The organism is Nitrosomonas eutropha, from assembly GCF_003201195.1.
GTDB classification, from domain to species: Bacteria; Pseudomonadota; Gammaproteobacteria; order Burkholderiales; family Nitrosomonadaceae; genus Nitrosomonas; species Nitrosomonas eutropha.
On the sequence record NZ_QICQ01000003.1, the window covers coordinates 17,499 to 29,649 of the forward strand.

At 47.5% G+C, this 12,151-nt stretch carries 13 protein-coding genes; 5 read left to right on the forward strand and 8 right to left on the reverse strand.

Features of this window, described 5'->3' with window-relative positions:
• Nucleotides 1–16 precede the first annotated feature (16 nt).
• Genes C8R14_RS01770 through C8R14_RS01780 form a run of 3 tightly spaced genes read right to left on the reverse strand, consistent with a single transcriptional unit; the run spans nucleotide 17 to nucleotide 2,207 of the window.
• Nucleotides 17–547, reverse strand: coding sequence for a DUF3617 domain-containing protein (locus C8R14_RS01770; RefSeq protein ID WP_011635112.1), 531 nt, complete (start codon nucleotides 545–547; stop codon nucleotides 17–19).
• A gap of 11 nt (nucleotides 548–558) precedes the next feature.
• Entirely contained in the window at nucleotides 559–903 is a 345-nt protein-coding gene (locus tag C8R14_RS01775) for a hypothetical protein (protein WP_011635113.1), read from the reverse strand.
• Nucleotides 879–2,207: an aminopeptidase P N-terminal domain-containing protein gene (locus C8R14_RS01780; protein WP_041353840.1), complete on the reverse strand. Its 1,329-nt coding sequence runs from the start codon at nucleotides 2,205–2,207 to the stop codon at nucleotides 879–881. Before C8R14_RS01780 ends, C8R14_RS01775 begins: the two co-directional genes overlap by 25 nt.
• A gap of 171 nt (nucleotides 2,208–2,378) precedes the next feature.
• Between C8R14_RS01780 and rpe the strand changes: the two genes are divergently transcribed.
• The 3 genes from rpe to trpE all read left to right on the forward strand — a co-directional run bounded on the left by rpe (nucleotide 2,379) and on the right by trpE (nucleotide 5,393).
• Entirely contained in the window at nucleotides 2,379–3,059 is a 681-nt protein-coding gene (gene rpe, locus C8R14_RS01785) for a ribulose-phosphate 3-epimerase (protein WP_011635115.1), read from the forward strand.
• A gap of 14 nt (nucleotides 3,060–3,073) precedes the next feature.
• The gene (locus tag C8R14_RS01790; protein WP_011635116.1) at nucleotides 3,074–3,796 is read left to right on the forward strand and encodes a phosphoglycolate phosphatase; all 723 of its coding nucleotides are present in this window, start codon (nucleotides 3,074–3,076) and stop codon (nucleotides 3,794–3,796) included.
• 109 nt (nucleotides 3,797–3,905) lie between these two features.
• Nucleotides 3,906–5,393, forward strand: coding sequence for an anthranilate synthase component I (gene trpE / locus C8R14_RS01795; protein ID WP_011635117.1), 1,488 nt, complete (start codon nucleotides 3,906–3,908; stop codon nucleotides 5,391–5,393).
• Between the two features lie 34 nt (nucleotides 5,394–5,427).
• Here the strand turns inward: trpE and C8R14_RS01800 are convergent, their stop codons facing one another.
• Both C8R14_RS01800 and C8R14_RS01805 read right to left on the reverse strand, forming a co-directional pair.
• Nucleotides 5,428–5,856: a DUF2231 domain-containing protein gene (locus tag C8R14_RS01800; protein ID WP_011635118.1), complete on the reverse strand. Its 429-nt coding sequence runs from the start codon at nucleotides 5,854–5,856 to the stop codon at nucleotides 5,428–5,430.
• A 27-nt stretch (nucleotides 5,857–5,883) separates the two neighbouring features.
• Nucleotides 5,884–6,216 (reverse strand): hypothetical protein, encoded by a 333-nt coding sequence (locus tag C8R14_RS01805; RefSeq protein WP_240142255.1) that lies wholly within the window; start codon nucleotides 6,214–6,216, stop codon nucleotides 5,884–5,886.
• Between the two features lie 115 nt (nucleotides 6,217–6,331).
• Between C8R14_RS01805 and C8R14_RS01810 the strand changes: the two genes are divergently transcribed.
• Both C8R14_RS01810 and C8R14_RS01815 read left to right on the forward strand, forming a co-directional pair.
• Nucleotides 6,332–6,991, forward strand: coding sequence for a helix-turn-helix transcriptional regulator (locus C8R14_RS01810; protein ID WP_011635120.1), 660 nt, complete (start codon nucleotides 6,332–6,334; stop codon nucleotides 6,989–6,991).
• A 108-nt stretch (nucleotides 6,992–7,099) separates the two neighbouring features.
• Complete coding sequence (locus C8R14_RS01815) at nucleotides 7,100–8,281, forward strand: porin (protein ID WP_011635121.1); 1,182 nt, start codon at nucleotides 7,100–7,102, stop codon at nucleotides 8,279–8,281.
• Nucleotides 8,282–8,347: 66 nt separating this feature from the next.
• On the opposite strand, the gene lpdA is transcribed toward C8R14_RS01815, so the two are convergent.
• From lpdA to C8R14_RS01830, 3 genes are all read right to left on the reverse strand, one after another.
• Nucleotides 8,348–10,117: a dihydrolipoyl dehydrogenase gene (gene lpdA, locus C8R14_RS01820; RefSeq protein WP_011635122.1), complete on the reverse strand. Its 1,770-nt coding sequence runs from the start codon at nucleotides 10,115–10,117 to the stop codon at nucleotides 8,348–8,350.
• 4 nt (nucleotides 10,118–10,121) lie between these two features.
• Complete coding sequence (locus C8R14_RS01825; RefSeq protein ID WP_011635123.1) at nucleotides 10,122–11,390, reverse strand: glutamate-5-semialdehyde dehydrogenase; 1,269 nt, start codon at nucleotides 11,388–11,390, stop codon at nucleotides 10,122–10,124.
• A 65-nt stretch (nucleotides 11,391–11,455) separates the two neighbouring features.
• On the reverse strand, nucleotides 11,456–12,142 hold the full coding sequence (locus C8R14_RS01830; RefSeq protein ID WP_011635124.1) for a tetratricopeptide repeat protein: 687 nt from the start codon (nucleotides 12,140–12,142) through the stop codon (nucleotides 11,456–11,458).
• Nucleotides 12,143–12,151 lie beyond the last annotated feature (9 nt).

Genomic DNA, 12,151 nt, shown 5'->3' on the forward strand with positions numbered 1-12,151 from the left:
AACAAAAATTTCAAATCTATCGTACAGGTTGTACAGCTTCACACTGCTCACCAATCCAGCGACCGGTTGTGTCAGCAGATACATAAACCGGCATGTCCTGCACTGTACTATTGAATTCTGTTCTCCCAGTAAAACTTTCAGGTGTAGAAAAAACACCTTCAGCATGGCCATTCCCTTTAAAGCGCGGATTATCGCAAACGAGTTCCACTTGATAGCGATTCCCGGATCGACTGGCATTGACAACCGTGCATCCGGACTGATTCTCATAAAAATTAGAGGGAATATCCTGTTGTGCCATCTCCGGCGTGATACAAACCCGAGAAGTAGCCGCACCATCCTTGATCCGCGGAATTTTCACTCCGTACTGTTTGGCCAGCATGGTAATTTGCTGCATCTGCTCGGATGGAACATGTTGAACCAGCCCGAGTAAATCCGATCGGGTTGTCACTTCCCATAACCCGGCCCGGATGGCAGTTTCAGCCCGACCAAGCGTGCTAACCATTAACAGCAGGACAATCAATATAACCTTGAATGTAGTCTTGTACATAGCGGTATCAGTCAATGATGTCCACGGTTCTTTTTATTATCTTCCCTGATTTCAATAATTTCAGCATCCTCGATTATCCCGTTACTCTGCTCAGCCGAAGCAGCCATTGATTGCCGGAGTTTGCGCCGCAGCCACCACAATCGCGCACTAACTACTGCTGCCACAGCCGCAAACAACGCCAGTACAATCGAAAAGAAGAACGCACCCAACACTACCACCACAATCACTACTGGTATCAGCGTCAGATAAAATGCCCACCGGTTAATCGGCGATGTATTCAGTGATTCACCTGTCGGATCAGCTTGCCCCTGATGAATAATCCTTCTAATAATTATTTTTCTGTAGTCGTCATGCATTGCATCCACTCCTCTATCTCAACCACACTTTTAGGCACTGACCGGGTAAGCACTTCATGCCCGGTCGATGTAACAGCTACATCATCCTCGATTCTTATACCAATATTCCAGAAATGCTCCGGGATATCTTCGGCGGGGCGAATATAACAACCTGGCTCTACAGTCAGCGTCATCCCAGAAACCAGTGTACGCCACTGTCCGGCCTGCTTGTATTCTCCCGCATCATGTACATCCAACCCTAACCAGTGACCGGTCCGGTGCATATAGAATCGTTTGTAGGATTCCGTTTCCATCACTGCATCCGGGCTACCTTCGCATAAGCGCAAGTCAATCAATCCTTGTACCAGTACCCGCAAAGCTGCCTGATGCGGCATATCCCAATTATTACCCGGCCGAACTGCATCAATGGCAGTCAGCTGGGCAGCAAGTACCAACTGATAAACATCTTTCTGTGCAGCCGAAAAGCTACCATTTATCGGAAAAGTACGTGTAATATCCGCTGCATAACCATGCAATTCACAGGCAGCGTCAATCAACAACAAATCACCTGCTTTCAGCCGTGCGTCATTCTGAACATAGTGCAATACACATGCATTCGCACCGCCCGCCACAATAGATGTATAAGCGGGAGACTGAGCACCTTGCTGACGAAATTCATAGAGCAGTTCAGCTTCTATTTCATATTCATGCTTACCGGGACGAGTCGCCTGCATGGCGCGCTTGTGTGCATCAGCTGAAATCCTGGCTGCTTCCCGCATCACCGCCAGTTCATGATCATCCTTGACCAAGCGCATTTCATCGAGTAAATGGCGGATATCTCGTATTTCTGCCGGTGCTGATATGCCTTTCCTGATCTGTTCTCGCACACGGCTGATCCACCCGATCACACGCTGATCCCAGGAAACATCATGACCGAATGCATGAAATACCACAGGTTGATTCGCTAGCAGCTCACCGACAAGCTCATCCAGCCGGGTAATGGGATAAGCTGCGTCAAAACAAAATGCTTCTCGTGCCGCATCCGGCCCATAACGAAACCCATTCCATATTTCATGTTCACTATCCTTGTCCCGACAGAATAAAATCTGTTGCGATGTGTTTTCATCCCCGGTAGCAACCAATAACAAAACCGCTTCAGGCTCCTGGAAACCGGTTAAATAGTAGAAGTAGCTATCGTAACGATAGGGATAATTTGTATCACGGTTACGGTATTTCTCCGGTGAAGTAGCAATTACAGCAACACCTTGCTGAATGTGTGACAGCAGTTGTTTTCTGCGATCGATATACGTCTGGACTGGAATCATGTCACCGGATTCCAGTAATAGTTTCAGAAAACAGTCGGGAATTTGCCAGACCACCGACCATGTATCTTCCAGACATCGATAATATGAAAAACCCGTATGGATACAAAAGCATTATTAACTCCCGGTTTCTTTTTATGGTTAAAATGTAACATTTCCTTATGAGGCCAAATCATGTATCGCATTGCCCCTAGCATTCTTTCTGCCAATTTTGCCAGACTAGGCGAAGAAGTCACACAAGTCCTGGATTCTGGTGCGGACATCATTCACTTCGATGTCATGGATAATCATTACGTTCCCAATCTGACGATCGGGCCACTGGTATGCGAAGCGATCCGCCCTCTGACCAAAGCAATTATCGACGTGCATCTGATGGTTGAACCAGTTGATCGCATTATTCCGGATTTTGCCAAGGCGGGCGCCAACATTATCTCCTTTCATCCGGAAGCTTCGCGGCATATTGACCGTACCATCGGGCTCATCAAAGAGCAAGGATGCAAAGCAGGCATGGTTTTCAATCCGGCCACACCGCTTTCGTATCTTGATCATGTTCTGGATAAACTTGATCTGATCCTAATTATGTCGGTCAATCCCGGGTTTGGCGGGCAGGCCTTTATTCCCGAGGCACTGAACAAACTGCGTCTGACAAGAGAACGCATCAATGCAAGCGGTCGCGATATTCTGCTGGAAATTGACGGTGGCGTGAAGGTGAGTAATATTGCAGAAATTGCTCGCGCTGGTGCGGATACGTTTGTTGCGGGCTCCGCCATTTACAGTGCAGGTAAAGACAGCGATCCTCATCGCTACGATAGCGTTATCGCTGCCATGCGGGCCGAATTAGCAAAAGTTACCTGACCAGGAACCAACATATGACCCAATCTAACATACAACCGTCCAATCGAACCTCGTTTCCGATTCCACTTAAAGCTGTCATCATTGATCTGGATGGCACTCTGCTTGACACTGCCCAGGATCTCGCGCTAGCGGCCAATGCGATGCTGCGCGAGCTACACATGGCAGAACTGCCGCTATCCACCATACAAAGTTTTATTGGCAAAGGAGTCCCCAAGCTGGTTAAACGCACGCTTACCAACAGCCCGGATGATGAGCCGGATCCCGCACTGTTCGAGCAGGCATTGCCGATATACGAACGTTGCTACGCAGAGAACTTGCATGTGTATACACGCCCCTATCCTGGCGTCATCGAGGGACTCGAACAGCTCAAGCAGAGTGGATTTCGCCTGATTTGCATTACCAATAAAACAGAAATCTTTACACTCCCGCTGTTACACAAAACCGGGCTGCGGGATTACTTTGAACTGGTACTGTCCGGTGACAGCCTCCCGAAAAGAAAGCCGGATCCGCTGCCACTACTGCATGCCTGCAAACATTTTAGTGTTTTACCCAACGCAGCGCTGCTGATCGGTGATTCATCCAACGATGCTATTGCCGCACGCGCGGCAGGCTGCCATATCTTCTGTGTACCCTATGGATACAATGAAGGGCATGATGTGCACAAACTCGATTGTGACGCGGTTGTTAATTCGATCGTTGAAGCAAACAGTCTGATTACCTGCCAGCGCGATGCCTGACTGGCAATGAAACACATAAAGCTATACCGGCTTGTCACCGTGATAAACATGCAACAGCCGGTATAACCTCATTCCATCACTTTACCATTTTAGTAACACTCTGCCTTCCATGGATCATTGCATATCTGAAAGTGAATTCAACGATCTGAAAGCACAAGGGTATAACCGCATACCTTTGGTGCTGGAGACATTCGCCGATCTCGACACTCCCCTTTCCATTTATCTCAAACTGGCCAATCAGCCCTATTCTTACCTGCTGGAATCGATACTGGGAGGAGAACGGTTCGGACGCTATTCGATTATTGGATTACCCGCAACAACCAGGCTAGAAGCTTGCTCCAACCATATTCGTATAATCAGTAACGATACTATAGAAGAAAAAATCGACACAACCGATGTACTTGGTTTTATTGACTCTTTCCTAAATCGGTTCAAAGTTGCTCCTTACGCCAAGTTACCTCGTTTTGGCGGAGGTCTGGCTGGCTATTTTTCCTATGACACCGTTCGTTACATTGAACCCAGGCTGTCTGGTCGTGCCCGTCCAGATACGTTACAGACACCGGATATTTTGCTACTGCTCTCGGAAGAACTGATCGTTATGGACAATCTTTCCGGCAAACTTTATCTGATTATCTACATCAATCCAACATTGGAAAATGCTTATCAGACCGGGAAAGATCATCTCAAGAAATTATTACATAAACTGCGGGAGCCTCTGCCAGTACCAGTCGAAAAACCAACCTCTTCCGGAATAGCTGTTAATGAGTTTTCCGAAGCTGACTTTATTGCCGTTGTGGAAAAGGCTAAACGCTATATTGTCGAAGGCGACATCATGCAGGTTGTCCTCTCACAACGCACTAGTAAACCCTATTCCGCTTCACCACTCGCATTGTATCGTGCCTTGCGTAGCCTTAATCCATCACCCTACATGTTCAATTATCATTTAGGTGACTTTCACGTCGTGGGGGCCTCACCAGAAATTCTGGTCAGACTGGAAAAGGATACGGTTACCGTCCGCCCGATTGCCGGCACTCGGCCACGTGGATTGAATATTCAGGCAGATCAGGCGCTGGCAGTAGATTTACTGGCAGACCCCAAAGAACGAGCCGAACACATCATGCTGATGGATCTGGGGCGCAACGATATCGGCCGGGTTGCACGGACAGGCAGTGTCAAGGTCACTGAAAACATGCAAATAGAATATTATTCGCACGTTATGCATATTGTTTCCAATGTCGAAGGGAAACTCAAACCGGATCTGAACGCCATTGATGTATTACGCGCCACTTTCCCGGCAGGCACTGTTAGTGGGGCACCTAAGGTCAGAGCAATGGAAATCATCGACGAGCTGGAAATCTCAAAACGTGGAATCTATGCCGGTGCAGTTGGTTATCTCGGATTCAACGGTGATATGGATCTGGCTATCACTATCCGTACCGGAATCATCAAGGATGGTATGTTACATGTGCAGGCAGGTGCAGGCATTGTCGCCGATTCCATTCCGCAGAATGAGTGGATTGAAACATGCAACAAGGCCAAAGCATTATTACGCGCAGCAGAGATTGCCGAAAACGGACTGGACAGTGCAATTACCTGAATATTCTCTTACCTGCTGGCAAAGAAATTTTACTTCAAGACGGATTGGAACGAGTACCTACCCCGTATTCGTAAACAAGCTTGCCTCCCAGCCAACCAGCAATACAGAGAACGATCAACCCTAAGACCGACAAGGCAACAGCAGCCAGGCCTGGTTGTCCCAACCGGGTGCCGTCCAACCGCAGAAACAGGCTAACTGTGTACAACGACCAGCTGGCCATCATCAACAGCATATGCTGATTGGCAATTTTCATGGCAGGGCTTTGCTGATCAATTTTTGCAAGCTCCATCAATCCTGCCACCATGGCAAACAATGCACTAATCGTTCCAATAATGAGCAGCACCCCGGCCATCCGGCTGACCAGCTCATTTGTCGTAAACAAACTAGCAATATCACACAACGTTGATATAAACCAGGTTGCAATCGGAAAATGAACCAACATTGGATGAACGGGGTGTCTCATAGCAAGGTTTCCTTTTTCAGGGTTACGTTAAAACAATACGCTCAACAATGTGAGAAAGCCTGCTACGGCTATCCCCGCATGAATAAAAACAATATTTTTAGATGCCACATTACCTTTCATGTGAATTGAGGCAAGATAAAACCCGCCCAATGCTGCCACAACCAGCAGACCTAATGCAGCGGTCAGACGATTATCACCCGACCCCTCCAGCACCACCAGTATCAGCGTCACCAGACCGGCTGCACCCAGCAGCGCATGCACGATTGAAACAGCCCACGGCGCAAGCTGCCCGGAAAGCACTTTTGAAGCCAGAAACAAACCTCCGACAGCAGCAATCGCAAAAATTATAATTGCAATCATAGTCATTGACATCTTTACTCCCTCCTCTTTTTAATAATGGGTTTTTACTATATTACACGCTAGAATACTTTTGCAATTTAAATATGTCAAAACTTGAAATGATGTTTAATTGATCATGAAATCTGCTTTATCGTTGCTGGGAGAACGCCAGCAGTCTTTGCTCACTACCTTGCTGCATCATCGCAAAGGGTTAACCGTAGAGGAATTATCCGGTCTGCTGGCCATTTCCCGGAATGCCGTCAATCAGCACCTTACTCACCTAAGCGGCAGTGGTTTCATTCAAAGTTCCTTGCAGGAAAGTACCGGCGGCAGACCCGGCAAGGTATACACGCTGACACCCAATGGCCTGGAACTTTTCCAGCGACGGTACTCATTTCTGGCAAAACTGCTACTTTCCTGGATAGATAAGAACATGGGAGAACGCGAGCTTGATACGTGTCTGACCGAGCTCGGAAAAGAAATGGCAAATGGGCTTGAGCATCGCATCACGCAATACTCCTCATACAATGACAGACTGCAGGAAGCCGTTACCATCATGAGTGAACTTGGTTACGACACCAAGCTACATCAGCTATCTGAAAATCAGGCAGAAATCGTTGCGAACAACTGTGTTTACCAGGAACTCGCTCAGCAGCACAGTGAATTTTGCCAACTTGATATTAGTTTTTTGAAGCATCTATTGAAGGCTGATATCGAGCATACGGAATGTATTGTGAGAGGCGGTAAACATTGTCGTTTCAAAATAACCGGCACAAAAGAATCGCGATCGCGATAGCCACACTGGCCCCAAACAGCAGCGTTATAATTTTTCAGCTTCATTCACAACGCGAATAAGCAACAGTGGCTCTTCACATCCGGCAAAATAACAAGCGGAAATAACCAAATGTCCTCATCGCAATTAAAAAGAATTGGCGCTTCATTATTCATCGCATCAAGCCTGCTCTCGATTTCCCTTGCTCATGCAAATGAAGATGGTTTGATCAAAACATTGACTGGTTACAACATCAATGAAATCACACCGACTCCATCCATCAAACTGAAATTTGGCGGATGGGTGGAAACCGGCTTCAGTGGTAATCCGCGTGGTCCGCGTAATAAATCTAACTATCCGGTGTCGTTCAATGATGGCGCCAACCAGTTCAAGCTTCATCAGCTGTATGCCTATATCGAAAAAGAAGTTGATCCCAGTAAAAATACCTGGGATATCGGTATGCGTGCCGATCTTCTGTATGGTACGGATGCAAAGTTTTCGGCCACCACCAACTTCGACACCAGTATTTTTGGAGATAGTCCTAAACATCAATTGGTATTTCCCCAGTTGTACGCAAACCTATTCGCTCCGATCGGGAATGGCGTCACGCTGTCAATTGGCCACTTTTATACACTTATCGGCTATGAATCCGTGATGTCATCCAGTAACTTTTTCTTCTCACATGCCTACGCCATGCGTTATGGCGAACCTTTTACGCACATGGGAATATTGTTCTCCTACCCGGTCAACTCTAATCTTACCGTCAAAAATGGGATCGTTACCGGCTGGGATAGTCTTTCTCGACACACCCCCAATTATATGGGTGGATTAAATTATGCTACCGACGATGGAAGAACCACACTTGCAGTTTCACTGATTACCGGAGATACAAGAACCGGTAGCTTGCATGAGAATCACAATCGCACCATGTACAGTGTAGTGATGGAACATCGTCTCCTAGAAAAATTGCGTTATGTATTTCAGCACGATTTTGCAATCGAGACCAGGGCGACTGAAACTCCCTCTGCTGCATGGTACGGTATTAACCAGTATCTTTTGTATGACATTTCAAAGCAACTCGGCGCAGGATTGCGTGTGGAATGGTTTTACGACAAGAATGGAACGCGCGTAATGGGAGATGGCAATAATGAGGATTTCATCGGTATTACAGCAGGATTAAACTACAAACCTGTTCCCGGAATCACTTTGCGCCCGGAAATTCGCTACGACTTGGCTACTCGCCATCATGTATTCAGGGATGGCAGAGACAACGACCAGATACTGCTCTCGGCCAGTGCTATCCTGCATTTCTGATTCTCTGGATATTTTCTATCTGGCTGGCCAAACAGAAAAAACAGCCAGCCAGTTACTGCTCTACATTCACTTCTTCGGCACGTAGAGATCCGTGATCGTACCCTCAGCCAGTTCTGCGGAAAAAAGGACGGTTTCGGATAAAGTGGGATGGGGATGGATAGTCAGCCCGATATCCTGCATATCCGCCCCCATTTCCAGCGCCAGCACTGTTTCCGAGATCAACTCCCCTGCATGAGCACCCACAATTCCTGCACCAAGAATTCTTCGGGTAGTCTTGTCAAAGAGTAATTTGGTCATGCCTTCATCACGCGCCAGGGTGATGGCACGACCACTAGCTGCCCAGGGAAATACTGCTTTCTCATAAGCAATACCCTGTTTTTCGGCTTCGGTCTCTGTCAGTCCCATCCAGGCAACTTCAGGATCGGTATAGGCCACCGAAGGAATGGTGCGCGCATCGAATGCCACCTTGTGCCCGGCAATAACTTCTGCTGCTATTTTGCCTTCATGTGAGGCCTTGTGTGCCAGCATAGGATCTCCAACAATATCGCCAATTGCAAAAATATGAGCAATATTGGTTCGCATCTGCTTATCCACCGTGATGAAACCGTGCTCATCCACGCTCACACCCGCTGCCTCAGCATTGATCAGCTTTCCGTTAGGTCGACGCCCAACCGCAACCAACACTCGATCATAGCGTTGTGGCTCCGGTGCCTGCTCGCCTTCAAAAAACACCTGCACCTCCTTACCGTCCACTTCAATCCGACTGACACTGGTATTGAGGTAAATCGCCTCACATCCAGCTTTCAGTCTCTTATGAAGCGGTTTAACCAGATCAGCATCGGCGCCTGGAATAAGCTGCACCATCTGTTCCACAATACTGATTTTGCTACCCAGTGCATGATAGACCGTAGCCATCTCCAACCCGATGACTCCACCTCCCACAATAAGCATGCGCGGCGGGATCTCCGTCAATGCCAGTGCGCCGGTCGAATCAATAATGCATTCGTTATCCGGTAATATCGGGATGCGTGCAGCGCTGGATCCGGCCGCAATAATGCAATGCTCAAATGAAACTGTTTCGATCCCATCCGATGTTTCAACTTCAATTAGATGCGAATTGGCAAACTTCCCGGCGCCATGAATAACGGTCACCTTGCGTTGCTTAGCCAGCATCGATAATCCCTTGGTCAGCTTGCCCACAACCGATTCTTTCCAGGAACACAGTTTGCCAATATCAATTTCCGGCCTTCCGAAATGAATACCGTACTGATCCGCCTCTTTTGCTTCGGTAAGCGTTTTTGCAGCATGCAACAGTGCCTTGGAGGGAATGCAACCCACATTCAGACAAACCCCTCCCAATGTGGAATAACGCTCAATCAACACCACTTGTTTACCCAAATCGGCCGCACGAAACGCTGCCGTATACCCTCCCGGACCGGCACCCAGCACAACCACTTCAGCACGTAACTTGCCACGCGCAGTTTCAGGTGACGGCACCACTATCCTGGAAGGTACTTTGCCTGCACCTGCAACAACGGGTTGATCGGTAACTTTAGTCTCATCATAGGATGATGCTGAAGGCACAGCCTCCGCGTCCTTGACTTCCAGCGTGGCAATGAGCGATCCTTGTGAAATCTTATCACCGGCTTTGACGTGCATTTCTTTCACGATGCCCGACTGAGGCGCCGGAACTTCTATCGAAGCTTTATCGGTCTCGAGTACCAACAGCGGCATTTCCTGTTCTACCCGATCCCCCGGTTTAACCAGAGTTTCTATGACTGGAACATCCTTAAAATCGCCAATATCAGGCAAAACTATTGTTGTAAATTGTGTCATCTTCTTATTCCCTGATATGGCCATCACCCAGCACGATAAACTTCTGGCTGGTCAGTCCTTCCAGCCCCACTGGGCCACGTGCGTGCAACTTATCTGTAGAAATACCAATTTCCGCTCCCAGACCATATTCAAATCCGTCAGCAAAACGGGTTGAAGCATTCACCATGACCGAACTGGAATCTACTTCACGCAGAAATTGTCGCGCACGCGAATAATTTTCTGTCACGATAGTATCGGTATGTTGTGATCCATAGGTGGCAATATGCGTAATGGCCTCATCAATATCAGCCACAATACGAACACTCAGAATCGGCGCGAGATATTCAGCATACCAGTCTTCCTCCACAGCCGGTTTCATTCGGGAAACAAGTGCACATGCTGCCTCATCCCCCCGTAATTCCACCTCTTTTTCCAAAAATATTTGGCAGATGCGTGGTAAAAATTGTTCAGCAATCCCAGTATGCACCAGTAACGTCTCCATGGTGTTGCATGTGCCGTAACGCTGAGTTTTAGCATTATCTGCAACACGCACCGCTTTTTCCAGATCTGCTGACAAATCAACGTATACATGACACACGCCATCCAGATGCTTGATAACCGGAACACGCGCTTCATTAGTAATCCGTTCGATCAACCCCTTACCACCTCGTGGAACAATCACATCCACATATTCACTCATGGTAATCAGCGCGCTCACCGCCGCACGATCTGTCGTCTCCACCACCTGCATAGTCTGTTCAGGCAGGCCCGCCGATCTAAGTCCCTCTCTTACGCAAATGGCAATGGCCTGATTACTTTGTATCGCCTCAGATCCCCCACGCAAAATTGCTGCATTACCCGCTTTCAAGCATAGACCGGCAGCATCCGCCGTCACGTTCGGGCGTGCCTCATAAATAATACCGATTACCCCCAGTGGCACCCGCATTTTACCTACCTGAATACCGGATGGACGATAATCCAGATCTGTCATCGCTCCAATCGGATCAGGTAGTGTGGCAATCTGTTCTAGACCGGTGGCCATACTGACAACCCCTCTCGAAGTCAATGTCAGGCGATCAATCATGGCTGATTCCAAACCTTTATTTCTGGCCTGCGCTACATCTTTGGCATTAGCCGCTAGCAATAATGCCTCATCACGACGAATAGCACGAGCCATCATAGCAAGTGCATGATTTTTAGTAGCGGTATCTGCTTTTGCAACTATCCGCGCTGCCGCACACGCCGCACGCCCGAGAGCCTGCATATCAGCGTGTATTTTTTCGTTTTTTTCCATGAGAAATGTCAGTCAATCGGTTATCAAGGGTAATCTGGTGAATCGGCAGGAATTTTCCAGAATCATTATTTACTGGAATCTTTGGCAGTCGATCCCCGCCATTTTCCTACGTGAATCAATTTATTTCTAAGGCCCGGCAATGGATAATCAAGTGCATAAGCCTGCTCAGCATAATGGCCGGCCTTTTCATAGTTCTTTTGCTTAAAATACATCAGCCCGAGGTTATAAAGAATTGTGGCATTGTTTGGCTCCAGACTGGCTGCCACCTGTAGCTGTTCGAGTGCTTCTCTATTTCTGTTGTGATGGGATAAAAATGCGCTGTAAATCGAGCGAACCTGTGCATCCTTCGTATTCATACGAATCGCTCGATCAAAATAACACTCAACCGGCCATGTTAAACCCGGAATTTGAGTAGACTTCTCCCTAATAGAAAGTTTAACTAGGCTCACCAATGCACGATGATGATTAGGCCAGGCACGAAGCGTATAATTTAGACTTCCTCCAAGCCACCTGATACCTCTCCCATTAAGAACTAGGTTTTCCATATCAGAAGTGAAGTGAAAAGCTTCAACAATATCCAACTTTTCCTTAAGATGAAACCGATTCATATAATCAAACGGACCATAGCCACCGGCAATCTCTAATTCGCCACAGTAAACTTTTCCTTTAGCTACTACCGCTACGGGTAAAGCAATAAAAAACATCATGGCGATAAAAGCTGCCAAAATTTTCATAGCTTCCTGATTTCCCATAAAATTAAA